Origin of the sequence: Flavobacterium sp. MMLR14_040, from assembly GCF_033657265.1 — a bacterium.
Classification (GTDB): domain Bacteria; phylum Bacteroidota; class Bacteroidia; order Flavobacteriales; family Flavobacteriaceae; genus Flavobacterium.
Genome location: NZ_JAWVWO010000019.1, coordinates 15821 through 42673, shown reverse-complemented (window position 1 = coordinate 42673; position 26853 = coordinate 15821). Strand labels below are relative to the sequence as shown.

The following is a 26853-nucleotide window of genomic DNA, read 5'->3' as shown; positions in this document are numbered from 1 at the left end:
TACAGCTGTCAAAAATAAATCTAAAATTATGCCCACCGACTGTATCAGCTACCAAAACTCAGGATATTTCTCTAAATTGATACAAGATTACTTAGATCAAAAACCCGAATTACAATCTCTATACCATCATTTTCCAACGCTGGAAAACTTTGAAAAACAAATCGTTGAAAAACAATCGAATTTTAATAACAACAACCGGATTCCGCTTGTTGCCACTTTAAAAAAGCAATATCAAAACATTGAAATTTCTGATTCGACCAAACAAAATATCGAGCTTCTCGCGCTAGAAAATACTTTTACGATTACAACCGGACATCAATTAAACTTGTTTAGCGGTCCGCTGTATTTTTTATACAAAATCATTTCGACGATTAATCTTACCAAAGAATTAAAATCAAAATATCCAACTTATAATTTTGTTCCCATTTATTGGATGGCAACAGAAGATCACGATTTTGAGGAGATCAATTATTTTAATTTTAAAGGAAAAAAATTCAGATGGAATAAAGAAAGTACCGGTCCTGTTGGCAGACTTTCTACAGAAGGTTTAGCGGAGTTTTTAGAAATTTATTCCTTAGAATTAGGCTCAAGTACGAATGCCGGTGTTTTGAAAAAACTTTTTGAAGAAGCTTATTTAAAACACGAAAACCTTGCTGACGCCACACGCTTTTTAGCTGATAGCTTATTCGCTCAATATGGGTTAGTAATTCTTGATGCTGATGATGCCGATTTAAAACGCGCTTTTATTCCTTTTGTAAAAGAAGAATTAGAAAATCAAACTTCATTCAAAGCCGTTCAGGAAGCAATTACGCAATTACAAGATTATACTGTTCAGGTAAATCCACGTGAAATCAATTTATTTTATATTGAAGATACTTTGCGTGAGCGAATTATATTCGAACATGAAAAATACTTTGTCAACAACACTAAAATTTCGTTTTCAAAAGAAGAAATTTTAAAGTTATTAGAAAGCAATCCTGAAAAATTTAGTCCAAACGTGATTATGCGTCCATTATATCAGGAAATTATCCTGCCTAATTTATGCTACATTGGCGGAGGCGGAGAAATAGCTTATTGGCTGGAATTAAAATCGTTTTTTAATGCTGTAAACATCACTTTTCCGATGCTTTTGGTTCGAAATTCAGTTCTTTTAAGCACCGAAAAGCAAGCTAAAAAAGCTGATAATTTAAATTTAAGCTGGAAAGATCTGTTTACAAAACCTGCCGATTTAGTCAATGCGATTACACACAAATTATCTGCTTTTCCCATTGATTTAACGCCACAAAAAGAAACGTTAGAAAAACAATTTGAATATCTTTACGAATTAGCGCAGCAAACCGACAAATCATTTACCGGAGCTGTAAAAGCACAGGAAGTAAAACAAAAGAAAGGTTTAGAAAACCTTGAAAAAAGATTATTAAAAGCACAAAAAAGAAAATTAGATTCAGAAATACAACGAGTTACAGATTTACAATGCGAGTTATTCCCGAATCAAAGTTTACAGGAACGTCAATCTAATTTTTCTGAATTTTATCTGGAAAAAGGAGAACAATTAATTCCGCTTTTAATTCAAAAACTAAAACCATTAGAAACGAATTTTAATATAATTATGATATAAAAAAGGTTTGCCACGAATTGCACTAATTTTCACTAATTTTTTATTGACAAAATTGACAATGAATTCGTGAAGATTAGTGTAATTCGTGGCAACCAAAATAATAAAGTAATAGTCATCAGAATAAATAACCGCCTCTTCTGAAATTATTGCCTCTCTAAACCAAATAGCAACCTTTAAAACAAAAACTAACCTATTACCAAAAACTATGACTAGAGAGCGCTTGATTTCATTGGATGTCTTCAGAGGATTAACTATTTTATTAATGACAATTGTAAACAACCCCGGCGATTGGGGCAATGTTTATCCGCCACTTTTACACGCCGAATGGCACGGCTGCACTTTAACCGATTTGGTGTTTCCCTTCTTTGTTTTTATTATGGGAGTTGCGGTTCCGCTTGCAATGCCAGATAAAATCTATGACGAAACTACGTTCAATAAAATTTTAGTTCGTTCCTTACGAATGTTATGTTTAGGGATATTTTTCAACTTTTTTGGCAAAATACAATTATTCGGACTTGAAGGAATTCCACTTTTAATTGGCCGTTTGGCGATCACGATTGCAGTTGGTTACGCCTTAATGGGAAATTTTAGTTCTAAAGTCAAAAATATTCTGGCTTTTTCTATTTTAATTACATACTTATTTTTAGCCTATAGCGGAATTGAAGCGTATCACGACGTTCGCCTTCCGGGAGTTTTACAGCGAATTGCCATTGTATATTTTGTAGTTTCACTATTGTATTTAAAAACCTCTCAAAAAACGCAAATTGTAACTGGAGTTTTTTTACTATTGGGTTACTGGGCGTTAATGACGTTAATTCCTGTTCCGGGAATTGGTGAAGCCAATCTGGAGAAAGGAACCAATTTAGCGGCATGGCTGGATAGCGTTTTATTAAAAGGTCATATGTACCGCGGAACCGTAACCTGGGATCCGGAAGGAATTTTAAGCACACTTCCATCCATCGTAAACGGAATTATCGGTTTATTAATTGGCCAAATATTAATGCGTGAAATATCTAAAACGCAAAAAGCTACAAAAATGGCCATCGCCGGTATAGCACTTATCATTGCTGGCTTGCTTTGGAATATTGTTTTCCCAATCAACAAATCAATCTGGACAAGCAGTTATGTTTTATATACCACAGGATTAGCAGCCACATTTCTATCGATTTTATATTATGTAATTGATATTGCTGATTATAAAAAAGGGTTTAAACCATTTTTAATTTGGGGCGTAAATCCTATGATTGTGTTTTTCACTTCTCAGATTATTCCACAGGCTTTAGTAATGATTGAATTCCAAAATCCGCATAATCCTGAAGAAAAAATCAATCTTTTAAGTTATCTGTATGGTTTCGGAATTGCTCCATTTTTCAGTAATCCAATGACAGCATCTTTGGCCGGAGCATTGGTTTACGTTTGCATCTGGACATTTATTCTATGGATATTCTACAAAAATAAACTGATTTTCAAAGTCTAATTATTTCTTTTCACCATTAAAGTTATATAAGTTCATTTTAGTAATGCAGTATATTTTAGTAATGCAGTATATTTTTAGATCGACAATCTATATGCAAGTAATTAATGAACTTATATAACTTATATGATTTAAAAAAAATTACTCAAAACATCATTCTGTAGTGTTTTAATTATGAATTTATTAAAATCAATTCATAAAAAAGTCTATTTTTGCACAAAATTTAAAAACACAAAAATGGCAACAAATAGAACTTTTACAATGATTAAGCCAGATGCTGTAGCAAACGGACACATCGGGAACATCTTAGCAATGATTACTAACGCAGGTTTCAAAATCGTTTCATTAAAATTAACTCAATTAACTGTAGCTGATGCTCAGGCTTTTTACGCAGTTCACGCAGAAAGACCTTTCTACGGAGAATTAGTTGAATTCATGTCACGCGGACCAATTGTTGCTGCAATTTTAGAAAAAGATAACGCTGTAGAAGATTTCAGAACTTTAATTGGAGCTACAAATCCTGCTGAAGCTGCTGAAGGAACTATTCGTAAAGCATACGCAACTTCTATTGGAGAAAATGCAGTTCACGGTTCTGATAGCGACGAAAATGCTGCTATCGAAGGTGCATTTCACTTTGCCGGAAGAGAGCAGTTTTAATTTATGATTTTAGAGTTCAGATTTTAGATTTTTAGATTGCTGGACCTATGTCAAAACAAAAAAAATCCATTTCAATTGAAATGGATTTTTTTTATAGAATATTTCGAAAAATCTAAAATCTAAAATCTAAAATCTAAAATCTAAAATCTAAAATCTAAAATTATCGAAGCACAACATCCTTCACCACTTCGCGTCCTAATTCCTCATTAATCATCTTAACGATTTTCGATTTTCCGTGACTCAATTCTTCTCTCAAAACAGCAGATCCAAGTTCAACATAGAGTGTACTTCCTTTCAAAACAACGTTTTTAGTATACGTTTTCACGCCATTCCCCATTAAGTTCCCCCAAGCTTCTTTTACATCAATCTGATCCATTCCGGGCTGCAATTTATTCACCTGAATAATCTGTTGCAAAACAGCCCCAATCGTACTTTCGTTATTTAGTCTTTTTGCCATCGTTTAAAATATTTATTGGTCCTGCTTTTTTATAATGATATTCTTTATTCTGATCATTCTTTACCACAAATGTTTCATCAGAAATCGAAATCAGTTCTTCACTCCACTTTGCATAATCCGTTTTATAATCCAGAAAAATTCCCTTATCTGTAAACCTAACCGAAACATTTTCAAATGTATCCGTTGTTAAAAAAGTTCCGTCAAGCTGCGCCATCACTTTTGTTCGGGTTCCTTTGTTTCCTTTCATCTGAAAAAAATCAAAGTTCTCATTCATTCCATATGCCTTTTCTTCGCCTTTATCAAAAACCACTTTTTCGATTTCCCAGTAACCGTTTAGTTTTGCAATATCCGCAGGTTTAATTTCTTGTTTACAGCTTACAAACAAAAGCGACAAAACCAAAACCATAAAAGTGTTTTTCATATAATAATATTTATAAGGAGCTATTTCCCGCTGTCCTTCCAAATCTTTTGTGCTGAACCCCAGCACAAAAGGATTTTCCCTCCCAATCGGGGCTAGGGCTCCAGTTTTCAAAAGAAATTTAGTGAACTACAAAGTTAACTTTATATCACTCTAAAAGAAATAAAAATTCACAAAACCCATTAAACTATTTTACATATTTTTGGTCAAACCCTAAACCAAAACCAAAAAACATGACCAAAACTATTTTAAGCTTTCTGACAATCTTATTTTTGGCAGGATGCAGTTCAGATCCAACGGAACAAACGCCAATAGAAACTCAAAGCATGTATTTTCCTCCTTCAACAGGAAATACTTGGGAAACAAAATCTATTTCAGATTTAAAATGGAATCAAAACGCTGTTCAGCCGCTTTTAGATTATTTAGAACTCAAAAATTCCAAATCCTTCATCATTCTTGTCAATGGGCGAATCGTAATGGAAAATTACTTTAACGGACATTCTGCAACAACAAACTGGTACTGGGCAAGCGCCGGAAAAACATTAACCTCTACAATGACCGGAATTGCTCAGCAAGAAGGATTATTAAACATTAATAACAAAGTATCACAATACATTGGCACAGGCTGGACAAGCGAAACAATCGAAAAAGAAAACCTGATTACCTGTAAACATTTATTAACCATGACATCAGGTCTCGACGACAGCACAGATGATGTAGATCCCACAAGTCTTATTTACAAAGCCGATGCCGGAAGCCGTTGGGCATATCATAATGTATATGTAAAATTGCAGGATGTTGTCGCAGCAGCAAGCGGACAAAGTTGGGAGAATTATTTTAATGCCAAATTAAGAGATAAAATTGGCATGAATGGCAATTGGGTTCAGCTTGGCGTAAACAGCGTTTATACCAGCACTTCAAGAAGTATGGCACGATTTGGCCTTTTAATGCTTAACAAAGGAAAATGGGATAATACGCAAATCTTAAACGAAACTTATTTTAATGAAGCCACAACAACTTCACAAAATATCAATTTAGGATATGGCTATTTGTGGTGGCTAAATGGCAAAGCTTCTTATCATTTACCGCAATCACAGCTTACATTTCCCGGAAGCATAATTCCAACTGCACCAAACGATATGTTTATGGCCTTAGGCAAAAACGATCAGAAAATATATGTTGTTCCAAGTAAAAACATGGTCATTATCAGAATGGGAGATGCAGCAGACGATGTCAACTTAGCCTTATCTGATTTTGACGAAACTTTGTGGGAGAAAATTAGTGCTTTGTATCAGTAATTAACGTTTAGTACGTAATCTCTTTAGGATCCCCATGAAAAACAAACCCAATCCTAAAACCAATAAAACATAATAAAAAGACAAACTTTTGTCTCGCAAAACATTTGCTAAAACAAAACAAATAACGCTTCCGAAATAAAAAGTAAGAGGCGTTATATTTTTTAAAGAAGAAAAACTCATTGAATTATCTGAAAAATATTATTTGAAAAAACTATCTACAAATTCGTATTTATTAAAGACCTGTAAATCCTCAATTCCTTCACCAACACCAATGTATTTTACAGGAATTTGAAACTGATCTGAAATACCGATAACAACACCACCTTTTGCAGTTCCGTCAAGTTTAGTTACAGCCAAAGAAGTTACTTCGGTCGCTGCTGTAAATTGTTTGGCCTGTTCAAAAGCATTTTGACCTGTAGAACCATCCAAAACCAAAAGTACATCATGAGGTGCATCGACAACAACCTTTTGCATTACACGTTTTACTTTGGTTAACTCATTCATCAAATTAATTTTGTTATGCAAACGTCCCGCAGTATCAATAATAACAACATCTGCATTTTGAGCAACTGCTGATTGCAATGTATCAAAAGCTACAGAAGCAGGATCACTTCCCATATTTTGTCTTACAATTGGCACATCAACACGATCTGCCCAAACTTGTAACTGATCGATCGCAGCAGCACGAAACGTATCCGCAGCACCTAAAACCACTTTGTAACCCGCTTTTTTAAACTGATAAGCCAATTTACCAATAGTCGTTGTTTTACCAACTCCATTTACTCCTACAACCATTAAAACATATGGCTTTTTATCTTTAGGAATTTCAAATTCGGTTGCTTCGCCTGTATTGGTTTCAGATAATAATGAGCCAATTTCCTCACGAAGAATCTGGTTTAATTCTTCTGTTCCTAAATATTTATCTTCGGCAACGCGTTTTTCAATTCTTGAAATTATTTTCAAAGTTGTGTTTACACCAACATCAGATGCTACAAGAATTTCTTCAAGATCATCTAAAACATCGTCATCGACTTTAGATTTCCCGGCAACAGCTTTACTTAACTTTGAAAAAAAAGTAGTTTTTGATTTTTCAAGACTTTTGTCTAAAGTCTCTTTTTTATCAGTAGAGAATAATTTTTTAAAAAAACTCATTATTGTATATAGTATTAGATTGTTAGACTTTCGGATTATTAACGATCCAAAGCCTCAAAGCTTAAAAAAGGCAACTTGTTTTTAAACTAATTTTAGATATTGTTAAATCTTTTATTCTAAATAAAGTTAAGAATAAAAGATTGAAGTAAAATCATAAATTTTTGTTTAAAAAAACCAATTTGTGCTTCTCTAAATTTTAGACAAATATAAAAATAAAAAAGCTACTTTCGGAATGAAAGTAGCTTTTCTATATACTGTAATTGTTATTATTTCTTTTTCAAGAAATTATCAACTTCCTCAGGAGTCATAATAGATTCTACGAATGTATATGCACCAGTTTTAGGAGATTTCACCATTTTGATGGCTTTTGATAATCTCTTAGAAGCTGTTTGTAACGATGCTACGGTTTTCTTTGCCATGATTCAAATGTTATTTGAAGTTTCTTATAAAACTCGAAATGGCTAAACCATTTGAGATTTACAAAAATCTCTAATTATTACTTAATTTCTTTGTGAACAGTTACTCTTTTTAAGATTGGATTAAATTTTTTAATCTCTAATCTGTCTGGAGTATTTTTTTTGTTCTTAGTTGTAATATATCTAGAAGTTCCTGGAACACCAGAAGTCTTGTGCTCAGTACATTCTAAAATTACCTGGATTCTATTACCTTTCTTTGCCATCTTGCTATATATTTATTTAGGAAAAGATTATTTGATAAATCCTTCTGACTGCGCTTTTTTCAAAACAGCAGAAATTCCATTTTTATTAATTGTTTTTATCGTAGATGCTGCTACTCTAAGAGTAATCCATCTATCTTCTTCTGGAAGATAAAAACGCTTTTTAACTAAGTTTACAGAAAACTTTCTCTTAGTTTTGTTCATAGCGTGAGAAACGTTATTTCCTACCATCGCTCTTTTACCTGTAAGGTCACAAACTCTTGACATTATACTTATCTTTTATCGTTATTCAAAATCAGGGTGCAAAGAAAAGAAAAATAAACCATTGTAGCAAAAATTTATTGCACATTTTTTAAAATTTCTTTCTGTAATATTTCCAAACTCTTAATCGAAGCTCTATCTATCACTTTTTCACGTGGTTGGCCAAAATTAAATTCTTCCACAATTATATCATTCGGAGTTGCCAAAGCGATAAAAACAGTTCCAATTTCAGCATTTGAGTCTCCTTTTGTCGGTCCGGCGTTCCCGGTTGTTGCAATTGCATAGTCTGTTTTAAGCATCTGTTTCACACTCAAAGCCATAGCCGATGCCACTTGTGCACTTACTACAGAAAATTCGTCTACTAAATCTTGCGAGATACCGAGAACATTAACCTTTGCCTCTGTTGCATATGAAACAACACTGCCTTTAAAATATTTTGAAGCTCCGGGAACTCCCGATAAAATCGAGGCAATTTTTCCTCCCGTAAAACTTTCTGCCGTCGAAATGCTTTTATTTTGCCTCGTTAAAATTTTTCCAACTACAGATTCTATGGTTTCATTTTCTTCGTAACCTACTATAATATCGTGAATTATCGCATCTAATGATTTTACATTAACTTCGATCGCTTCTTCTAATTCTTCTTTATTCGTTCCTCTCGCAGTTAAGCGCAAACGCACTCTGCCCGGATTTGGCAAATAAGCCAATTTGATAAAATCAGGCAAATTATTCTCCCAATCTTCGATACGTTCTGCAACTAGACTTTCGCCTTGTCCGTATGTTAAAATTGTTTTATGAATGATATATGGGCGTTTGTATTCGCGAACAATTTTGGGAATTATTTCTTCTTCAACTAAATATTTCATTTCATAAGGAACTCCCGGAAGTGAAATAAATACCGTATTTTCTTTTTTCATCCACATTCCCGGCGCTGTCCCCATTTTATTATGCAAAACGGTACATTTTGAAGGAACCAGAGCCTGATCTTTATTTAATTGGGAAATTGGCCGCTTATAAAAACCTTCAATTAATTGTGTTACGTGAGCCAAAACTTCGGGATTCACAACTAATTCATCGTCAAAATATTCACAGAATGTTTTTTTGGTAACATCATCTTTTGTTGGCCCCAATCCACCTGTAACAATAACAACATCTACTTTGTTTTGAAGTTGTGCGAAAGTATCTAAAATATGTTTTTTATCATCGCTTATCGAAATCATTTCTCTGGTTTCGACTCCAATTCGATCGAGAGATTTTGCAATAAAACCAGAATTTGTATCTACAATCTGACCTATTAAAATTTCATCTCCAATTGTAATAATAGTTGCTTTCATATGAATAGATTATTTTACTTACACCAAAGTAAGTCATTATTAGAAAGTAGGTTCTTATAGAAACGATTTGCGTGAGGGGTAAAAACGGCATCCTTTTGTGACACAAGAGACGGCACGTTAAACGAAAATTTTCTGGAACAAAAGATATAGTGGATGACCCGGCCCTATTTTTGACCTAAATTAAAAAAGGGCAAAAATAGGGACACGCCCAAATTAAACGTCAAAGTCTTTTTTGATTTCTTTAATTGCTTCTTTCACTTGCACCTTAATACTTTTGAAAGTTTCAACAATTTCTTTTTTCTTGCCTTCAGCTTTTGTCCAGGCTTCAACCTGAAGAATTTCTTCAAAAGCCACATTTAAACCTAACAAATCTAATGTTGGTTTAATTTTATGCGCGTAAGCATAAGCATACTTATGATCCTTCTTTTTAATTCCTTCTTTGATTTGTTTTAAATCTTCAGGAACTTCGGTAACAAATAATTTAAGAATTTCGTTTACAAATTCGGGATCATTATCTGAAAGCGCATACACTTTCGAAAGGTTATATTTTAAAGCCATTATTTTACTTGTATTCTAAATAATTTTTTATCTTCTAAAAAGCCTTCTAAAACATCGTTTGGTTTAACTGCCGCAACACCTTCCGGCGTTCCTGTAAAAATGATATCCCCTATTTTTAATGTAAAGAATTGCGACACATATGAAATAAGCTCATCAATTTTCCAAAGCATATGACTCGTATTGCCTTTTTGAACTGTTTTTGCATTATTTGTCAGTTCAAAACTAAGATTTTCCATCGAAATAAAATCAGTTTTAGGCAAAAAATCTCCAATAACCGCAGAACCATCAAAGGCTTTCGCTTTTTCCCAAGGCAATCCTTTTTCTTTTAATTTTGCTTGTAAATCCCTGGCAGTAAAATCAATACCTACACTAATTTCATCATAATATTTGTGCGCAAACTTAGGCTCAATATATTTTCCAACCTTATTAATTTTTACAATTATCTCAATTTCATGATGAATTTCTTCAGAAAATTCAGGAATTACAAAAGGATGTTGTTTCAACAAAACTGCTGAATCAGGCTTCATAAAGATCACTGGTTCTGCCGGTCTTTCGTTTTTTAATTCCTCTATATGATTGGCATAATTTCTACCGATACAAATAATTTTCATATTTTTTTTCTAAGTTGCTAGATGCTAAGATGCTGAGATTCTAAGAAAGTAGGCAAAAACTTAGCGTCTTAGAACCTTAGTTACTCAGAACCTTATTTGGTATTTAATTTTCTTAATTTAATTGCTGTCAGCACTTTTTTGGTATATAATGGAAAATCAGCATTTTGAATCCAGCTAAAATATCCAGGCTCCGATTCCAAGACTTTTTCCACTTTGGCACCTTTATGTTTTCCAAAAGTAAAAATCTCTTCTCCATCCTGATCAAAAGCAATCATTCCTGCAAAATCGGCAATTTTTTTACGAGTTGTAAATTCAGACAATGCTTTCATATCGTTTTCCAATTCAGGATAGCGATCTAATTGTGCTTTTAAAATTTCATAAGTTGCCATTGTATCCGCTTCTGCTGAATGCGCGTTTTCAAGACTTTTTCCACAATAAAACTTCAAGGCTGCACTCAATGTACGCTCTTCCATTTTATGAAAAATAGTCTGCACGTCTACCGAAACTTTGTTTTTCATATCAAAATCAACTCCCGCACGAAGTAATTCTTCAGCCAATAACGGAATATCAAAACGATCGGAGTTAAACCCACCCAAATCACTGTCTTTAATCATATTATGAACCTGTGGAGCTAATTCGGCAAAAGTAGGCTCATTCGCTATTTTTTCATTAGTAATACCATGGACGGCTGTAGTTTGAGGCGGAATTGGAATTGTTGGATTCACTAACCATGTTTTACTTTCCTTGTTCCCGTTAGGAAAAACTTTAAATATTGAAATTTCTACTATTCGATCTTTCCCAATGTCAATACCTGTAGTTTCGAGGTCAAAAAAGCAAATTGGTTTGTTGAGTTTAAGTTCCATATTTAAATTTTATAAGTTTACAAATATAAATTTTAAAGACGAATTTTCCTTGTCTTTTTCATAAAGTTAAGCATTCTTCTGTGGATTAAGGAAATAATAATAAAAGAAAACCCTTTCAACATTAAAAATGTTAAAAGGGTTAATTATTTATAAAATTATGATTTTTTAAAAGTCTCTGTCTACATCAAAAGCTTCTAAATATTCAGCAACACGTTTTACAAAACTACCTCCTAAGGCGCCATCTACAACTCTATGATCGTAAGAATGCGATAAGAACATTTTCTGGCGAATTCCAATAAAATCACCTTCAGGAGTTTCGATAACCGCAGGCACTTTACGAATGGCACCCAAAGCTAAAATTCCCACTTGCGGCTGATTGATAATTGGCGTACCGAAAACACTACCAAAAGTTCCCACGTTTGTAACGGTATAAGTTCCGCCTTGTGTATCGTCTGGTTTTAGTTTTCCTGCTTTTGCACGGTTTCCTAAATCGTTAACCGCTTTTGCCATTCCAACAAGATTCAACTGATCAGCATTTTTAATAACCGGTACAATTAAATTCCCGTTTGGTAAAGCCGCAGCCATTCCTAAATTTATATTTTTCTTTTTGATGATATATTCTCCATCAACAGAAATATTCATTCCAGGGAAATCTTTTAGTGCTTTTGCAACCGCTTCCATCATAATTGGTGTAAAAGTTAACTTCTCGCCTTCTCTTTTCTCAAAAGCTACTTTAACTTTATCTCTCCATTTAACGATATTGGTAACATCAACCTCAATGAACGACTGTACGTGAGCTGAAGTTTGCACCGAAGCAATCATATAACCTGAAATCAGTTTACGCATTCTGTCCATTTCGATGATTTCATCACCGCCATTTACAGAAACAGGAACTGCCTGCTGACTTTTTTGAACTGGTTCAACAGCTTTTGGAGCAACTGGTTTCACAGTTTCACTCACAGGCTGACTTGGAGTTGAAATCTCAGCTTTAATCGGCTCAACTCTCGGAGTTACAACACCAGATTTACGATCGTCAACATATTTTAAAATATCTTCTTTAGTAACTCTGCCATCTTTTCCTGAGCCATTAATACCGTCTAATTCTGCAATAGAAATACCTTCTTCTTTTGCAATATTTTTTACTAATGGAGAAAAGAATTTATCAGATCCTGAAAAATCCTGAGGAGCAGCAACAGTTTCCTGAGCCACTTCGATCGATTTTTGTATTTCGACAACTTCTGCAGGAATCACAGCTTCTTCAAAAACTTTTGCTTCCGGAGCGTCTCCTTCTGTTTCAATAATTGCAATGGTTTGACCAACCTGAACTAAATCATCCTTGCCAAATAATTGTTCAACTAAAATTCCCGAAACCTCGCTTGGTACTTCGCTATCTACTTTATCAGTCGCGATTTCGAGTACTGCTTCATCAGTTTCAATTTTGTCTCCAACTTCTTTCAACCAGTTTGTAATAGTTGCTTCAGCTACACTTTCTCCCATTTTAGGAAGTTTTAATTCAAATCTTGCCATATTGTTAACCTCAAAGGTGATTTTGATTTTCAGATTGCGAAATTACTGAATATTTTAAATATAAATTATATTTAATATAATTTTTTACTCAATTTTTATAATTTGACCTCTATCATTTCTTGAATTACTTCCAATAACAAAATTTGCTCTTTTGGGCAAAATCTTAAAAGTAATGCTCTTATCTTTAAGAGATTCTATGATTTTGATACATTTTTTGAACGAAACATAGTGATTATCCAAAATAATCTCAACTCTTTTACCTCTCGAAATCTGCGACGAATTTACCATTTTTTCTTTTTTGAAATCGAAAATAACGACTTTATTTTTCAGAATAAAAGTCAACTTTTCAGACAATTCTGTATTTAAGGAATATAAAAAATAGATATCTGGCAATGGTTTTACTTTCGGTTTTCCACGAAACATTTTAATGAAAGAAAAAAACACGATTCCAACTTTAATGAAAATAGAAAAAAATAAGGACTTTTTAAAATGTTTCTGATAAAAAAAAGTCATCGCTTCCTGAAAGCGCTTCATGTATTTTTCGTCTTTTACAGTACTTTCTCCTTTATAATGTAAAACCATAGTATCATGAAAATAGAAATTTGTCTTTTTTATTTTCAAAGCACGATATGACAAATCAATATCATCGGCATACATAAAACAATCCTCGTCAAAACCTTTTAAACTAAGATATAAATCTCTCTGCATCAACATAAAGGCGCCAACTAAAATTTCAACTTCTCCAGTTTCATTCTCACCCAAATGCTGAGCATAATATTGATTGAAAAGTTTTGATTTTGGAAAAACTTTATAGAGTCCGAAAAACTTGGTAAAAGCGACCCATGGTGTTGGGATTCCGCGTTTACTTTCCGGCAGAAAATTTCCTGTTCCGTCAATTAGTTTGCATCCAATAATTCCGAGGTTAGTTTGCCTTTCGGCGAAAGCCAGAATCTTTGCAAAAGTATCTTCTGCAACAACCGTATCAGGATTTAAAATGCATATGTATTTTCCTTTTGCCTGGCCAATCGCAATATTATTTCCTTTTGGGAAACCAAAATTTTCTTTGTTCTCAATCAGTTTTATATCAGGAAATCGTTCTTTCATCATCAAACAACTATCGTCATCAGAATTATTATCTATTACAATAATTTCTGCATCAAGATTAGAAATCGCTTCCTGAACGCTTAAAACGCATTGTTCCAGAAAGTAACGTACATTATAATTAAGAATAATAACAGATAATTGCATGAATTTTTGATCAGTTGATTTTTTGGAAAGTTAGAAATTTTCAGCTAAACCCAATCGCAAAGACCAATCGTTTTTACTAACTCCAAAATCCAGAACCAAATTACTGTTGTTTTGCTTGTTCCATTTAACACGAATTCCGGTTCCAACGGCAGGATTCCATTTGCTGAATTTATAGGTATCTAGTTTTGAAACAGAGGAAATATTGGTAAAAAATACTGCTCCAAGAAAACCATTTTTAGTGATATCTGTTCTATATTCTGTTTCAAAATAAATAAGTGCATTACTTCGAAACCTGTTTCTGGTAAACCCTCTTCCAGTTTTACCGTCACGATCCCAACCAATACTTGGCAAATCGAGATAATGTGGTTTTCCGCCAAAAGTCGACCAATAAAAAACCCGGGAGGCTAAAACTCTGTGTTTAGTTTTATGGAATGAATAATATTTTCGGGCATCAAAATAAATAGATTTCCATTTTTCATCATTTACGCCGCTTGTATTTATTCTGTAATCTACTTCTACATACAAACCTTGTTCAGGATTTACGTTGTTTTCTCTTGAATCATACAATCCCTGAATCGCAACTCCAAAAGAATTTTCATCAGCAAAATTCCCATCCATATATTTAAAATAATCTGTTTCTTCGTCGATATAGGATTCTTCAGAAATATTTTGATAATTATCTAAAAGGAAACCTAAACCAAGCCTGAAATTTCCAATTATTTTTCGGGTTGCAAATTGATAAAAACGCCATTGCTGATAATCTAAAGTCGACATTTTTTCATCGGTATTATGTCCTCCTAAACCATATGTTGGCTGGGGATAAATCATATAACGATAATCTCCGATAAAATTCCAGTTATTATTTTTTGTATAAATATAAGACTGAATTGGAAATACATATTGTTTGGTAAAACTGAAATAGGGAGAAAAAGTAACCTGAGACATTTTTGTAGTTTCTCTGTCTCCAAGATAAAATGTTGTCAAAAAAGACACCACTAAACCAGCATTTTTATCTGAATCTATTGGAACGGGAAGTAATGAAAATGCAACTTTTTTATCAGAATTCCTGGCTATGGAATCATTTTTATCAAAAAGCTTATAGAGAACATCCAAAATATCTTTTTTATTATTTTCAATGGTATCGTTTTGTGAGTAACAAAATGACATCATCAAAAAGAAAAATAAGGTAAATATAAATTTCTGATTTTTCATTCTGTAAGATTTTAGGAAACAACTTCTTACAAATTTAAAACTTAATTCAGAATAAAAAGCTGATTTAACAAATAATAAAAAAAGGGAGCCTTAAATAGTTTATAAAAGTATATTTTTGATTTTGGGATAAAAGGATTTTAATATGAAAAACAAAATAGTAGTTCTGGTCCTTATAATTGCTTTTTTTAGTTTAGCTTTTGTTTTCTTAAAAAAACAATCTGGTTCTAACAAAGATTTAATCAAAACCTCAACCTGGTATATTGCCGGACCTGCTTTAGAAAACGAGGAAACAATTAATAAGATTCGTCAAGAAAAAGGAATTGTTAAGGTTACCGCTAAAAATAATCCTGTTGGAGAAATAGAATTAAATGTCATGATTACCGCATCTGATTCAAATGACGGCGTTTCAACAAATTTATCTGATCATTCAAAATTTGTAATCATCACTTATAAATCATCTCATTTAATAAAAATTCAGGCTCGAGAAGGAAATCCAGAAGGAACTGGCTGTGTACATGGTGGTTCTCATCCAAGAGTTGATTTAGCACCTTCACCAAACAAATTTACAACAACCAAAATTCTGTGGTCAGAATTTAAACAAGACGGATTGCCTGATGGAAAACTTTTAAACATTCATAATCTCTGTAAGTTCAATTTTGTGAATTACAGTCCTGTTTCCGGAGCATTCTTAGAAATCAAATCAGTTAAAATATGAAAAGTTGTTTCAAGTTTCAAGTTAGCGTAACGTAAAACTTGAAAACTTCTAAAGATGCAATTGAATTTTAAACCTGTTAAGGATTCTCATTACATATAACATTATTACAGAGAATACAAGCGACCAGATTATTCCCGGAAGCCCTTCACTAAAATACTCCGGAATAATTTCAATTTTAAAAGCAAGATTGAAATAATAAATAATACCCGGCAAAATATAAATCAATAAAGGATTTGCAGCTGCCGGCATAAAAAAGTCACTCCATTTTGTTTGTTTTTTAATTTCCATTAACCAATACAAAAAGTAAAACAAAACGGTACAAATTGCAGCAGAGAACATTGTCCACGAAGGTGTTCCTTTTATTTTTGATATTCCGAAATAAGGTCTTAGGAGATATCCTGTTACAAAAAATAAAATTGCAAAAACAATAACCGGCCAATTGATTTTAAGTTGAATTTTTCGGTCAAAAAACAATAAAGAAATAATTACGCCAGCAGTAACTAACGAAGAATGAGTTAAATGTCCTGCAACAAAATTAAGCCATGAATGCTGTTGTAATATACTTCCTTCTATTAAATTGATGGAGTTTGCGGCAATACAGACTACTAAAAATAGAATCACTGCCCATAATTTCCCATTGACAAGCCAATAATATACTACCGTAAAAAGATATGCCCAACCAATTAAACCCAGAATTCCCCACCATTTTGGTGTCATACCTGTTTCACCTGTATCTTGGACATATAAAAAATAAAGTGTTATCAAAACTAATATTCCGCCATATTGCAGTGTATTCTTTAGCCAAAGAGGAAAATCTTTTGGATATTTATTCCAAATAGGAATAGGCATTGAATATGCTAAAAGTCCCCAAAAAGCAGGTGCGATTATCATTTTTGAAGCATCATAACCGTATTCGGCATTCACCATAAAAACGCCAATTATAATTAAGGCCAATGCTCTTTTAAAAGTATGTATCCAGATTGTTTGTGTACTATCTCTTTTTAACAGTCTCGCATTAAATGCAAATGGAATCGACATTCCGACGATGAATAAAAATGCAGGAAATACAAGATCGACGAAAGTCATAGCATCTGCATCTGCAGGCATGTGTTTCATCCATTGAGGAACATTCCTCACGCTTGCCAATTCATTTACAAAAATCATTACAAAAATCGTAATTCCTCTTAAAGCATCTATAGAAATTATTCTTTTGTTATATAAATTTTCTTTAATTTTCATAAAATACTTCTTTTTTAGCAATGCAAAATATAACATAATTAGCAAAGAGCAAAAATTATGTTGTAACAACTTATATGTACTAAAATCTTAATAAATAAAAACCTTATAGAGGTAAGAAAATATCACTATTTATTTTACATTTGTAATATGTTATCATTTTTCAAGTCTAAGCCATATTTAAAAGATCTTCTGTCTGAAGATTATGTTGATATCCATTCTCATTTGTTACCAGGGATTGATGATGGCGCACGAACTATAATTGAAACCAAAAATCTTGTGAAATCGCTGCAGGAAATTGGTATTTATCAATTTATAACTACTCCGCATATTAGCCACTATATCTGGAATAATTCTCCTGAGGCAATAATTACAAATCACTCAGAAACGAAACTTTTATTAGACGATCTGGATGTTAAAATTCCTTTTCATGCTGCCGCCGAATATTTTATGGACGATTGGTTTGAAAGTCATTTTAAATCGGAAAAACTTCTTACTTTAAAAGATAATTATGTTTTAGTGGAAATGTCCTACATGAATGCTCCGGTGCAATTATATAAAATTCTTTTTGACTTGCAGGTAGCTGGATATGTTCCCGTCTTAGCCCATCCAGAAAGGTATTTGTTTTATCATAAAAACCTGAATGAGTATGAAAAACTAAAAAAGGCAGGATGTTTATTTCAATTAAATTTACTAGCCTTAGTAGGTTATTATGGCGAAACAATTACCAAAGTTGCAGATCATCTTCTAAAAAAAGGAATGTATGATTTTACAGGTACAGATGTTCATCATAGTAAACATATAGCTTCATTCAATAAGAAAATAAAAGTAAACAACATCGCTAATTTAAAAGAATTAATATCTAATAATCAGTTCTTTAAATTTTAAATATTTGATTTTAAAATTTAAAACAGTATAAAAACAAAAAAACGGTTCAACTAATTGAACCGTTTTTTTACATAATTGTTTTTTCTACTAAGAAAAAAGTTTTTTATGCCAAGGTTTTTTTTCTTCCGTAGTTCCATAACCATAACCATAGCCATAACCCTTTGTAGAGTCAGTATCGTTAAGAAGAATACACATATTTGGTAATTTTTTCTCTCTATAAAATGTATTTGCAATAGAAAGCATACGTTTTTCTAAAACATTTGCACGCATCACGTATACAAATGTGTCAGCATTTTTAGCCACTAATAAAGTATCTGTTACTAAACTAACAGGCGCTGTATCAACAATAATATAGTCATATTCTTTTTTCAATTTTTCAAAAAGTTGATCTACTTTTTTACTCATCAACAATTCAGCAGGATTTGGCGGAACTACACCTGAGGGAAGAATAAAGAAATTTTCGTAACCAGGGTGTTTTACAATATAATCATCAATATTATTTTCACTAGATGACAAATAGTTTGTTAAGCCTAAAGAAGGAACATCAATATATTCTGCAAATTTTGGATTTCTAATATCCATACCAATTAACAAAACCCTTCTTCCTGACAGGGCAAAGGTTGCAGCCAAATTAACAGATATAAATGTTTTACCTTCTGATGAAAAAGTAGATGTAACAAATAAGGATTTAGCAATTCCCTCAGGTACTTTATTAAGCATGAACTCCAGATTGGTCCTAACAATCCTTATAGCCTCTGCAGAACTGGTTCTGCTTTCAGATTTTATTAATTCGCCGATATCATTAGATGTAGGTATATCTCCAATAAATGGAATTTGTGTTTTCCCTTCTAAATCTAATTTACTTTTAATTTTCGTATCCAGTAAATCATTTACATAAATGAAGCCAAAAGGAATTAATAATCCCATTAATATTCCAGCTAGATATATTATTTTTTTCTTAGGACTTACAGGAAATTTTCCCGCTTTGGCCATATCTATAACACGAGCATTTGGTTCTGTAGCAGCTAAAGAAATAGCCGTTTCTTCTCTTTTTTGCAATAAATACAAATATAATTCTTCCTTTACTTTTTGTTGTCTTGCAATTACTCTGAATTGACGTTCCTGAACCGGTATTTTACCAATTTTACTGTTTAACAGATTTTCCTGATTTTGAATGTCTCGATTTTGAATTTGCAAATTAGCCTGCAAACGCTTTAAACTTGCAGCCATGTTTGATTTTAAAGAGGAAATCTGCTGATCTAATTTTATTACCGACGGGTTTTCAGTTGTTGCAGATTTCAAAATACGATTACGGTCTAAAACCAGTTGGTTATAAGAGGTAATCAATCCGCTAGTGTCGCCATCTGCTGTTATTAAATTAGTAGGCAATAAATCAGAGTTTGTGCTTTTTTTTATAAAATCTAACAAGGAAGAAACCACATTTAATTGAATTTCTGTTTCGACCCCTTTTTTGTCATATTCACTTGAGCCTTCTATAAATAATTTCGCTTCTGATTCAATATCTGTTAATCTGTTTGTTTTTTTAAAGCTTTCGACATCTTGTTCAACCCCGTCTAATTCTTTTGCTATCAAGGCTAATCTGCCAGCTATAAATTGTGACGTGTTTTCAGAAATAAAATTCTTATCCTGAGCAGCATCCTGATTATAAATCTGAATCATATTGTCCAAAAAAATCTCTGCTCTTTTTTGAACAGGATCAGTTATGGAAATATTGACTACACTACTAGTTTTGCTAATAGGATCAACATTTATCCTACTTTTATAGCTCTCGGCAACGCTTTCAATTGGATTTATTGAAATCTTTATGGACTTATAATGTTCAGAGATCTTAGCTACAATATTAATGGTTTTATCTATAACCATAATCCCCAAAGTAGTTGGGATTTTTTCGCCATAATTAAATACTTTTTTTGCTGATAAAATTATGTTTTCACTATCTATTTCATTTGTTAATTCAAAAGTATTATCTGTTAAAGTATTATATCTTAAAACGGATTTTGCATCATTAAATAAATATGTTTTGCCAATAAAATTAACTCTTATTGGAGAATCCTGATATATATCCCTATCCACAACACTACCTTCTGCCATTAAATTAATATTTAGATTTAATCTTTTTACAGTACTTTCAACAATAGTTCTTGATCTTAATATTTCGATTTCATTATCGACGTTATTAACAGATCCTCCTCCTATTCCTAAATCTGAAAAAGCAGATAATTCTGAAAGCATTCCCCCTTTTTTCTCATCCTTAACTAATATACCGGTAGTTGCCTGATAAATTGGTGTTGCATAACGTAAATATAGAAAAACAGCTACTAAACAGATCACTACACTTAATAAAAACCATCGCCAATGAATTATATATTTTTCCAGCTGTTGCCTCAGATTTACCTCTTCGCTCTTATTATCTATCTCATTGTAAAAGTCTTGTGCTTGCATTTGTTATTTAATTTTATTTAAAGATTAAAACAGAAAGTGATATTAAAATAGAAACAGCTGATATTATTACAGACGTATTAGGCCCTACAGCAGAAGCATTCACTTTAGTTCTATTAGGTTCTATGTAAACTACATCATTTTGTGCTAAATAATAAAAAGGAGAATTTATAAAATCAGCTTTTGTAATGTCTACTCTGTTATAAGACTTAACACCATTAACTTCTCTAATTACTAAAATATTGTCTCTTTTACCATATATTGTCATGTCTTTTGCCATACTTAGAGCTTCAATCAAAGTAACTCTTTCTGATGCTATAGAATATGTCCCTGGAATATTGACCTCGCCTTGCATGGAAATCTTAAAATTCATGATTCGCATATTAATAATCGGATTTTTAATATAAACACTTATTTTTTCTTTTAAAAACTGTAATAACTCTGTTCGTGTTAAACCTCCTATTTGTAATTTTCCTAAAACAGGAAATTCAATATTTCCACTTTTATCTACTAAATATGACTGAATTGTACGCTGACCTGTAGCCGCTTGTAGATTTGAATCATTTTGTGTCGCGATGATACTTAAATTGAAAGGAAGTGCAATTTCTGGATCTTCGGCTGAAACAATTATCATTAGTAGATCATCCGGCTGAATTTTCACTTCGTAAGAATTTGCATTTTGTCCCGCTGTAACAGCATCAATATTTTGATAATAAACTATATCCTTTCTTGAAGCACAGGAAAAAAGCAAAAATATAAGGGATAAAAGACATGTTGCTTTTATAAAAACAGGTGATGTATATTTCATTAGGTTGGTAATTTGACTTAACATAAATAAAATTAAAAATATTGATTATAATTGTGATGCACTATTGGCTATTAAATTTTCAATAAGCATTTTCTTCTCCTTGAAATATATTGACAACTGTTTTTATTATGATTCTGATATCTAATAAAAGACTCCAATTTTCAATATACCAAATATCAAATTCTACTCTATTTTCCATGTCAAGAACCTTTTTTGTCTCCCCGCGAAAACCATTTACCTGTGCCCAACCGGTTATTCCAGGTTTTGCATACTGCCGTACCAAATAATTATTAATCAAGTCGGTATATTGCTTGGTATGATTTATCATGTGAGGTCTTGGTCCTACCACAGACATATTTCCAAGGAAAACATTAAAAAACTGAGGAAGTTCATCAATAGAAGTTTTACGCATAAAAGCTCCAAACTTAGTGATACGACTATCCCCTTTACCTGCCTGCTTAGAGTCTGATAAATCATTAACACGCATACTTCTAAATTTTAAACACGCAAAAGCTTGATTATCTCTTCCTGAGCGTTGCTGTTTAAAAAAAACTGGCCCTGGTGATTCTAACTTAATAATCAATACTAAAATAGGAAATAACCACGGAAATATCAATAAAATTACGGCTAGAGAAAAACAAACATCAAATACTTTTTTTAATATTCTGTTTACTGTAAATTCTAAAGGTTCTCTTCGAAATGTAAGGACTGGGGTGTTATCGTGAAATAAAATTTCAACTTTACTTGATTTAGTATAGAGCTGAAAATCTGGAATGAATTTAATTCGCACCATATTATGCTCACAAATTCTTATCAAATTATTTATTACCGAAATATTATCAATATGCAATGCTACATACATTTCATCAACATTTCTTGCAATAATAAATTCCTCAACATCATTAAAATCACCTACAACTGGTCCTGAAATAAAAGCAAATGGATCGACTTTTTCGTCAAAAAAACCTAAAAAACGATATCCATAAGTAAGATTGTTAGACAATGTCTTACGCATTCTTTCACCTGTATCATTAGCTCCTACAATAATATAACTTTTAAAGTTATATCCTTGGGACCTTATATACATTAAAAGTCTTATAGATAAATAGCGTGATATTATAATTAAAGAAAAGAAAAAGTAATAAAAATAAATCAAACACCATTTTGAAACATCTGTATAATTTAAAAAAACGACAAAGATTGTAATAAAAGCAGAGTGAATAGCGATTTTTTTAATTGTTCGCTTCAATATTGATTCTATAGGCTCTACCCTTACGATCCTAAAAGAATCATTATATAAAAGCAAAGTAATCCAAACTAAATTACTCAGTAATGAAACTGTTTGAACCTGTGTTAAAAAAAGTTTATCAATACTACCAAAGCCAGCAACTCCGGATAACAGTATCGATATATTCAATAAGACTAAATCCCAAACTACAAATAAGAGCTTAAAATAACGAGAAAAATTGTGACCAGATAATTTATTTAAGGTTTTCATCTGTGAGAATCTTATAATTTTATATTATTTTAAATACTGTGTTAATGCTGAAAATTTTTTCTGAAAAACCGCTTTAAAAGCTGAAAGATTATGATATTTATAAATTTTATAGTCCTCAGATAGAACATGAAATACTCTTTTGTAGTCAGTACTTAATCCTCCCATTTTCATCTTCACCACATATTCATTCATATAAACAATATTTATTTTGTGTTTGAACAGATAGCGTAATAAAAATTCAGTGTCAGAAGCTATTTTAAAATCTAAACTATAATAACCATATTTCTCAATAATTGATTTCTTAATGTAAACCGTTGGATGCAATGGTAACCAACCCGATTTTAATTTTTCAAAATTATATTGTCCGCCAATTCTATTTCGAATTATTTTTTCTTCAGCATCATTGGTAACATAAATACCATCTCCATAAACGGCGTCAGCATTAGAAGAAATTAAAAATGTATTAACTATTTTAGAAACAACATAACTATCATAAAATGTATCATCAGAGTGCATTAATCCAATAATATCTCCGGTAGCTAATTTTAGTCCTTTGTTAATTGCATCATACATGCCTTTATCAGGTTCAGAAATATAATGAGTAATTTTATCTGAGTAATGTTCAATAATAGACTGCGTACCATCTGATGAATTACCATCTATAATTATATACTCTATATTAGGGTAATCCTGATTTAAAACACTTTGTATAGATTGCCCGATAGTTGCTTTTCGATTATAGCAAACCGTAATTATGGAAACTTTCATAAATTTTTATCTTTAAAAAATAATTTTTCTTATTTTTTTTGTTTGATGAGTTCTCTACTTTTTAGAACAATGAAATATTCATATATAGATTGTAAAGTGGCATAAGTAATACCAGCTGATCCATCTAAAAAAGCTCTTCTGATAATAACCATATACAACCATTTTATTAAAGGACGGCCTGGCAGTTTATAAAAAATCCCTTTTTGATGGTATCTTTTTTCAGTAAAATCAGAACTAAACAGAGCTTTTTTTAAAGAAAAAGAGGTGCCTTTTTTTAAATCTTTAACTCTTGTCAGGGCTTCCATATCAGCATAACTTAAGTGGCGCTGAATCCAAAATTTAAAACCCTTACTAAAAGGATAATGGTCTAAATAACCCTCAACCTTATCGACGGCACCATCGGGTATTGAGACAGGGTTTACGAGTCTTTCATAACGCATTTTATCAGGACGAAATAACCTCAAATAGAAAGGAGACATTTGTGAATATTTCAACCATTTTCCATTCCATGCGAAGTCTCTTCTTCGAAGTTCGTAAGCAACGACTTCAGAATTTCTATCTAATTTAAGATTTTTAATAGCTGTATAAAGAGAGTCTGAAACTCTTTCATCTGCATCGATATAAAGTACCCACGGATTTTTGAATTTTATATTTGCTAAACCCCAATTTTGATGTGCTGACCAATTATCAAAAATTCGCTGCGTAATTGTTGCCCCTGCATTCTCTGCAATTGCGACCGTTTTATCATCACTAAAAGAATCAAATATATGAATATCATCGCTCCAGGACACTGATGCCAAACAACCTGGTAAATCTTGTTCTTCGTTCTTAGTAAGTATTAATATTGATACCATTCTTTAAATAGATTTAAATTCTCTTTTTTTTACAAACCGGGCTGGATTTCCAACAACGACGTCAAAGTCATTTGTATTTTTATTAACTATTGATTTTGCACCAATCACAGAAAACCGGCCTAATACAACCCCAGCAAGTATATAACTCCCAGTGGCGACCCAACATCCATCATTGATAATTATAGGTTTTGTTATCATTTTAAAATCCAGAGATTCAATAGAATGGCTACCTGTAATTAAGTAAACATCTTTACCAATACAACATTTTTCGCCTATTTGTATTTTATTCAGACAATAAATCCAGGAGTTTTCTCCTATACTGGATTGATGTCCCATTGTCAAATTCCATGGCAATTCTATATTTGATTTTCTATTAATATTTACTGTATCTGCTAATTGGGCTCCAAATAAGCGCAATAGAATAATTCTTGGCTTTTTGATTTGATTAGGAAAAACTCTAAATATCGTTCTGTTAATCAATCTCCACAGGTGAATTTTGATTTTTGTTTTTTTATCAAAAGGTGTTGTCTGTACAGGAATAAAATCATTGATTGTCATAAATAATTCTTTTTTTAATAAACTTAGCAGGATTACCGCCAACGATGACCCAATCCTCAACATCTTTAAAAACTGCAGCTCTTGCTCCTACTATTGCTCCTTCCCCAATTGTTACATTTGACATTATAAACGCTTCGGCTGCAACCCACGCAAAATCTTTTATCACAATAATACCGGCTACAAAAGGAGTATTTAGTGACGATGTCTCGTGTGTAGCACTGCATAAATAGGTACGTTGTGAAATAGTGACTTTATTTCCAATAATAGTTTTTCCAAAATGTAATTTAACGCCGGGACCTAATGCAGAATAAGATCCTAATGTCAAATTTTTCGGCGATGGTAATTCTATTGAAGCATATATAACACAATGTTTTCCAATTTTTGCGCCGAACATTTTTAATAAAAAAATACGCCAGCCATTAAAAAAGGGTAAAGAAAAAGGTCTAAATAAAAACAAGGAAGTTATGCGCCAAATCAATCTGTACATCTTATCTGACTTGGGAATTGTGTCTATATATTTAGGGATTTCCATTAAATACTTATTAATGTTTTAATAAAATTATCTGCACATGATTCAATCTTAAAATTATTCTGATACGTTTCAAAAGCATTTGAACCTTTTAGTAACAATTCATCTTTTGATTGATTTATCAAATCTGAGAGCACATTTTTCAGGTTACCTTTTTCCTGCAAATTGGCAATCCATCCACCATCCCCTTTGATAATTTCACTCCAGATATTAATGTTTTTGGTAATTAAAACCGGTTTTCTACAGGCCATGGCTTCTACGATAGCAATACCAAAATTTTCCTGATGGCTTGGCAGCAGATATGCTTCACAATTATAAAATGCACCCCATTTCGCCCTATCCTTAAGCATCCCCACAAAATGTATATTTTGATTAGCAGAAGCTAATTGTACCATTTCTTCGGCATATTCAGTTTCTAATGGCCCGGCAATAACTAAATTTGGCAAATCTGATTTTTCCTTAGATAGCTCATTATAAGCGTTAATCAATAAATCCACACCTTTTTTCTCATCAATACGGCTTAAAAACAGAAAATATCTTTGCTCTTTTATAGTTGGGCACTTATCATAAAAAGTTTGTTTAAAACTATCGGTATTTATTGGAGGAGGCTGAATACCTAATCCAACATTTGCTGTTTTTAATGGTTTATACCCCTTAAAAGTTGTTGCCGCTAATCTCATTTCTTCGTCGCAGGTAAAAAATATAATATCAGCCTCATTAATACATTTCTTTTCTATTAATGACCAGACCATTTCGTTTCGCAGTGCTTTCCACTTACGTTCAGGCGATTTTTGAAAATAGGGGTCCAGCATACCGTGCGGCATTATTGCCACCTTAGGAACTTTTTTATTTTGCTCTTTTAGTACCAGAACAGCTTTATTTAATGCGTAATTCGGATATTGCCAAAGTCCGTGAACTACGACACAATCAAAGTTCAAAACATTAGCTCTCAGCCATTTTTCTAATTTAGGCTGATATTGATAAGCTGTTTTGCCGTGACCTATTTTATGAATTATAAAATCATCCTGTATACCAAAATCATCGTTTTCATTATCCAGACTAACAACCTCAACATGAATCCCTTTCGCACTGAGATAAGGATTCAGATTTCGTAAAACCTGACAAACGCCACCGCCTTTTGGATTCATTGAAGTAATAACATGTAGAATTTTCATTCT

At 32.3% G+C, this 26853-nt stretch carries 28 protein-coding genes; 6 read left to right on the top strand and 22 right to left on the bottom strand.

All coding sequences use genetic code 11. From position 1 onward, the window contains the following. Positions 1-28 precede the first annotated feature (28 nt). From bshC to SD960_RS19340, 3 genes are all read left to right on the top strand, one after another. Entirely contained in the window at positions 29-1618 is a 1590-nt protein-coding gene (gene bshC, locus SD960_RS19350; RefSeq protein ID WP_318805431.1) for a bacillithiol biosynthesis cysteine-adding enzyme BshC, read from the top strand. 205 nt (positions 1619-1823) lie between these two features. Beyond that, entirely contained in the window at positions 1824-3095 is a 1272-nt protein-coding gene (locus tag SD960_RS19345; RefSeq protein WP_318805429.1) for an acyltransferase family protein, read from the top strand. A gap of 234 nt (positions 3096-3329) precedes the next feature. Next, positions 3330-3749, top strand: coding sequence for a nucleoside-diphosphate kinase (locus SD960_RS19340; RefSeq protein ID WP_318805428.1), 420 nt, complete (start codon positions 3330-3332; stop codon positions 3747-3749). 160 nt (positions 3750-3909) lie between these two features. Here the strand turns inward: SD960_RS19340 and SD960_RS19335 are convergent, their stop codons facing one another. Next, entirely contained in the window at positions 3910-4206 is a 297-nt protein-coding gene (locus SD960_RS19335; RefSeq protein WP_318805427.1) for a DUF721 domain-containing protein, read from the bottom strand. Next, on the bottom strand, positions 4187-4627 hold the full coding sequence (locus SD960_RS19330) for a hypothetical protein (RefSeq protein ID WP_318805426.1): 441 nt from the start codon (positions 4625-4627) through the stop codon (positions 4187-4189). Before SD960_RS19330 ends, SD960_RS19335 begins: the two co-directional genes overlap by 20 nt. A 230-nt stretch (positions 4628-4857) precedes the next feature. On the opposite strand from SD960_RS19330, the gene SD960_RS19325 reads away from it, so the two are divergent. Next, on the top strand, positions 4858-5922 hold the full coding sequence (locus SD960_RS19325) for a serine hydrolase (RefSeq protein WP_318805424.1): 1065 nt from the start codon (positions 4858-4860) through the stop codon (positions 5920-5922). Between the two features lie 198 nt (positions 5923-6120). On the opposite strand, the gene ftsY is transcribed toward SD960_RS19325, so the two are convergent. The 11 genes from ftsY to SD960_RS19270 all read right to left on the bottom strand — a co-directional run bounded on the left by ftsY (position 6121) and on the right by SD960_RS19270 (position 15361). Next, entirely contained in the window at positions 6121-7074 is a 954-nt protein-coding gene (ftsY, locus tag SD960_RS19320) for a signal recognition particle-docking protein FtsY (RefSeq protein ID WP_318805423.1), read from the bottom strand. A gap of 266 nt (positions 7075-7340) precedes the next feature. Next, positions 7341-7493 carry a DUF4295 domain-containing protein gene (locus SD960_RS19315; RefSeq protein ID WP_127339701.1) on the bottom strand — a complete coding sequence of 51 codons (153 nt, stop codon included), beginning with the start codon at positions 7491-7493 and terminating at the stop codon, positions 7341-7343. A 77-nt stretch (positions 7494-7570) separates the two neighbouring features. Then, positions 7571-7753 carry a 50S ribosomal protein L33 gene (gene rpmG / locus SD960_RS19310; protein ID WP_008253902.1) on the bottom strand — a complete coding sequence of 61 codons (183 nt, stop codon included), beginning with the start codon at positions 7751-7753 and terminating at the stop codon, positions 7571-7573. A 27-nt stretch (positions 7754-7780) separates the two neighbouring features. Beyond that, positions 7781-8017 (bottom strand): 50S ribosomal protein L28, encoded by a 237-nt coding sequence (rpmB, locus tag SD960_RS19305; protein WP_007805815.1) that lies wholly within the window; start codon positions 8015-8017, stop codon positions 7781-7783. A 71-nt stretch (positions 8018-8088) separates the two neighbouring features. Continuing rightward, on the bottom strand, positions 8089-9342 hold the full coding sequence (locus SD960_RS19300; RefSeq protein ID WP_318805398.1) for a CinA family nicotinamide mononucleotide deamidase-related protein: 1254 nt from the start codon (positions 9340-9342) through the stop codon (positions 8089-8091). 213 nt (positions 9343-9555) lie between these two features. Then, positions 9556-9900, bottom strand: a complete 345-nt coding sequence (locus SD960_RS19295) for an Hpt domain-containing protein (protein ID WP_115846846.1) — start codon at positions 9898-9900, stop codon at positions 9556-9558. After that, the gene (locus tag SD960_RS19290; protein ID WP_318805396.1) at positions 9900-10511 is read right to left on the bottom strand and encodes a fumarylacetoacetate hydrolase family protein; all 612 of its coding nucleotides are present in this window, start codon (positions 10509-10511) and stop codon (positions 9900-9902) included. The genes SD960_RS19295 and SD960_RS19290 overlap by 1 nt, the downstream gene beginning before the upstream one ends. A gap of 92 nt (positions 10512-10603) precedes the next feature. Further along, positions 10604-11374, bottom strand: coding sequence for a 3'-5' exonuclease (locus tag SD960_RS19285; RefSeq protein ID WP_318805395.1), 771 nt, complete (start codon positions 11372-11374; stop codon positions 10604-10606). A gap of 165 nt (positions 11375-11539) precedes the next feature. Continuing rightward, the gene (locus tag SD960_RS19280; protein ID WP_318805394.1) at positions 11540-12901 is read right to left on the bottom strand and encodes a dihydrolipoamide acetyltransferase family protein; all 1362 of its coding nucleotides are present in this window, start codon (positions 12899-12901) and stop codon (positions 11540-11542) included. 84 nt (positions 12902-12985) lie between these two features. Next, a complete protein-coding gene (locus SD960_RS19275; protein WP_318805393.1) occupies positions 12986-14149 on the bottom strand; it encodes a glycosyltransferase family 2 protein in 1164 nt (387 codons plus the stop codon). 30 nt (positions 14150-14179) lie between these two features. After that, the gene (locus SD960_RS19270; RefSeq protein WP_318805392.1) at positions 14180-15361 is read right to left on the bottom strand and encodes a hypothetical protein; all 1182 of its coding nucleotides are present in this window, start codon (positions 15359-15361) and stop codon (positions 14180-14182) included. A gap of 142 nt (positions 15362-15503) precedes the next feature. Here SD960_RS19270 and SD960_RS19265 point away from each other — a divergent pair, with 142 nt between their 5' ends. Continuing rightward, a complete protein-coding gene (locus SD960_RS19265) occupies positions 15504-16076 on the top strand; it encodes a hypothetical protein (RefSeq protein WP_318805391.1) in 573 nt (190 codons plus the stop codon). Between the two features lie 48 nt (positions 16077-16124). On the opposite strand, the gene SD960_RS19260 is transcribed toward SD960_RS19265, so the two are convergent. After that, complete coding sequence (locus SD960_RS19260; protein WP_318805390.1) at positions 16125-17315, bottom strand: DUF5009 domain-containing protein; 1191 nt, start codon at positions 17313-17315, stop codon at positions 16125-16127. A 147-nt stretch (positions 17316-17462) separates the two neighbouring features. Here SD960_RS19260 and SD960_RS19255 point away from each other — a divergent pair, with 147 nt between their 5' ends. Then, a complete protein-coding gene (locus SD960_RS19255) occupies positions 17463-18200 on the top strand; it encodes a tyrosine-protein phosphatase (protein WP_318805389.1) in 738 nt (245 codons plus the stop codon). A gap of 87 nt (positions 18201-18287) precedes the next feature. Here the strand turns inward: SD960_RS19255 and SD960_RS19250 are convergent, their stop codons facing one another. From SD960_RS19250 to SD960_RS19215, 8 genes are all read right to left on the bottom strand, one after another. Further along, positions 18288-20663: a polysaccharide biosynthesis tyrosine autokinase gene (locus SD960_RS19250; protein WP_318805387.1), complete on the bottom strand. Its 2376-nt coding sequence runs from the start codon at positions 20661-20663 to the stop codon at positions 18288-18290. A 13-nt stretch (positions 20664-20676) separates the two neighbouring features. Next, a complete protein-coding gene (locus tag SD960_RS19245) occupies positions 20677-21468 on the bottom strand; it encodes a polysaccharide biosynthesis/export family protein (protein ID WP_318805386.1) in 792 nt (263 codons plus the stop codon). 79 nt (positions 21469-21547) lie between these two features. After that, on the bottom strand, positions 21548-22966 hold the full coding sequence (locus tag SD960_RS19240; protein WP_318805384.1) for an undecaprenyl-phosphate glucose phosphotransferase: 1419 nt from the start codon (positions 22964-22966) through the stop codon (positions 21548-21550). Between the two features lie 24 nt (positions 22967-22990). Next, on the bottom strand, positions 22991-23734 hold the full coding sequence (locus SD960_RS19235) for a glycosyltransferase family 2 protein (protein WP_318805382.1): 744 nt from the start codon (positions 23732-23734) through the stop codon (positions 22991-22993). Between the two features lie 29 nt (positions 23735-23763). After that, a complete protein-coding gene (locus SD960_RS19230) occupies positions 23764-24588 on the bottom strand; it encodes a glycosyltransferase family 2 protein (protein WP_318805381.1) in 825 nt (274 codons plus the stop codon). A gap of 3 nt (positions 24589-24591) precedes the next feature. Further along, positions 24592-25146, bottom strand: coding sequence for a putative colanic acid biosynthesis acetyltransferase (locus SD960_RS19225; protein WP_318805380.1), 555 nt, complete (start codon positions 25144-25146; stop codon positions 24592-24594). Further along, positions 25133-25678 (bottom strand): putative colanic acid biosynthesis acetyltransferase, encoded by a 546-nt coding sequence (locus tag SD960_RS19220; protein WP_413230385.1) that lies wholly within the window; start codon positions 25676-25678, stop codon positions 25133-25135. Before SD960_RS19220 ends, SD960_RS19225 begins: the two co-directional genes overlap by 14 nt. Continuing rightward, on the bottom strand, positions 25678-26850 hold the full coding sequence (locus SD960_RS19215) for a glycosyltransferase (protein ID WP_318805378.1): 1173 nt from the start codon (positions 26848-26850) through the stop codon (positions 25678-25680). Before SD960_RS19215 ends, SD960_RS19220 begins: the two co-directional genes overlap by 1 nt. Positions 26851-26853: the final 3 nt, after the last annotated feature.

What these genes read in the sequence shown, in the direction of transcription:
- bshC (WP_318805431.1), top strand. Translation starts at nt 29, where the DNA reads ATGCCCACCGACTGTATCAGCTACCAAAACTCAGGATATTTCTCTAAA.
- SD960_RS19345 (WP_318805429.1), top strand. Translation starts at nt 1,824, where the DNA reads ATGACTAGAGAGCGCTTGATTTCATTGGATGTCTTCAGAGGATTAACT.
- SD960_RS19340 (WP_318805428.1), top strand. Translation starts at nt 3,330, where the DNA reads ATGGCAACAAATAGAACTTTTACAATGATTAAGCCAGATGCTGTAGCA.
- SD960_RS19335 (WP_318805427.1), bottom strand. Translation starts at nt 4,206, where the DNA reads ATGGCAAAAAGACTAAATAACGAAAGTACGATTGGGGCTGTTTTGCAA.
- SD960_RS19330 (WP_318805426.1), bottom strand. Translation starts at nt 4,627, where the DNA reads ATGAAAAACACTTTTATGGTTTTGGTTTTGTCGCTTTTGTTTGTAAGC.
- SD960_RS19325 (WP_318805424.1), top strand. Translation starts at nt 4,858, where the DNA reads ATGACCAAAACTATTTTAAGCTTTCTGACAATCTTATTTTTGGCAGGA.
- ftsY (WP_318805423.1), bottom strand. Translation starts at nt 7,074, where the DNA reads ATGAGTTTTTTTAAAAAATTATTCTCTACTGATAAAAAAGAGACTTTA.
- SD960_RS19315 (WP_127339701.1), bottom strand. Translation starts at nt 7,493, where the DNA reads ATGGCAAAGAAAACCGTAGCATCGTTACAAACAGCTTCTAAGAGATTA.
- rpmG (WP_008253902.1), bottom strand. Translation starts at nt 7,753, where the DNA reads ATGGCAAAGAAAGGTAATAGAATCCAGGTAATTTTAGAATGTACTGAG.
- rpmB (WP_007805815.1), bottom strand. Translation starts at nt 8,017, where the DNA reads ATGTCAAGAGTTTGTGACCTTACAGGTAAAAGAGCGATGGTAGGAAAT.
- SD960_RS19300 (WP_318805398.1), bottom strand. Translation starts at nt 9,342, where the DNA reads ATGAAAGCAACTATTATTACAATTGGAGATGAAATTTTAATAGGTCAG.
- SD960_RS19295 (WP_115846846.1), bottom strand. Translation starts at nt 9,900, where the DNA reads ATGGCTTTAAAATATAACCTTTCGAAAGTGTATGCGCTTTCAGATAAT.
- SD960_RS19290 (WP_318805396.1), bottom strand. Translation starts at nt 10,511, where the DNA reads ATGAAAATTATTTGTATCGGTAGAAATTATGCCAATCATATAGAGGAA.
- SD960_RS19285 (WP_318805395.1), bottom strand. Translation starts at nt 11,374, where the DNA reads ATGGAACTTAAACTCAACAAACCAATTTGCTTTTTTGACCTCGAAACT.
- SD960_RS19280 (WP_318805394.1), bottom strand. Translation starts at nt 12,901, where the DNA reads ATGGCAAGATTTGAATTAAAACTTCCTAAAATGGGAGAAAGTGTAGCT.
- SD960_RS19275 (WP_318805393.1), bottom strand. Translation starts at nt 14,149, where the DNA reads ATGCAATTATCTGTTATTATTCTTAATTATAATGTACGTTACTTTCTG.
- SD960_RS19270 (WP_318805392.1), bottom strand. Translation starts at nt 15,361, where the DNA reads ATGAAAAATCAGAAATTTATATTTACCTTATTTTTCTTTTTGATGATG.
- SD960_RS19265 (WP_318805391.1), top strand. Translation starts at nt 15,504, where the DNA reads ATGAAAAACAAAATAGTAGTTCTGGTCCTTATAATTGCTTTTTTTAGT.
- SD960_RS19260 (WP_318805390.1), bottom strand. Translation starts at nt 17,315, where the DNA reads ATGAAAATTAAAGAAAATTTATATAACAAAAGAATAATTTCTATAGAT.
- SD960_RS19255 (WP_318805389.1), top strand. Translation starts at nt 17,463, where the DNA reads ATGTTATCATTTTTCAAGTCTAAGCCATATTTAAAAGATCTTCTGTCT.
- SD960_RS19250 (WP_318805387.1), bottom strand. Translation starts at nt 20,663, where the DNA reads ATGCAAGCACAAGACTTTTACAATGAGATAGATAATAAGAGCGAAGAG.
- SD960_RS19245 (WP_318805386.1), bottom strand. Translation starts at nt 21,468, where the DNA reads ATGAAATATACATCACCTGTTTTTATAAAAGCAACATGTCTTTTATCC.
- SD960_RS19240 (WP_318805384.1), bottom strand. Translation starts at nt 22,966, where the DNA reads ATGAAAACCTTAAATAAATTATCTGGTCACAATTTTTCTCGTTATTTT.
- SD960_RS19235 (WP_318805382.1), bottom strand. Translation starts at nt 23,734, where the DNA reads ATGAAAGTTTCCATAATTACGGTTTGCTATAATCGAAAAGCAACTATC.
- SD960_RS19230 (WP_318805381.1), bottom strand. Translation starts at nt 24,588, where the DNA reads ATGGTATCAATATTAATACTTACTAAGAACGAAGAACAAGATTTACCA.
- SD960_RS19225 (WP_318805380.1), bottom strand. Translation starts at nt 25,146, where the DNA reads ATGACAATCAATGATTTTATTCCTGTACAGACAACACCTTTTGATAAA.
- SD960_RS19220 (WP_413230385.1), bottom strand. Translation starts at nt 25,678, where the DNA reads ATGGAAATCCCTAAATATATAGACACAATTCCCAAGTCAGATAAGATG.
- SD960_RS19215 (WP_318805378.1), bottom strand. Translation starts at nt 26,850, where the DNA reads ATGAAAATTCTACATGTTATTACTTCAATGAATCCAAAAGGCGGTGGC.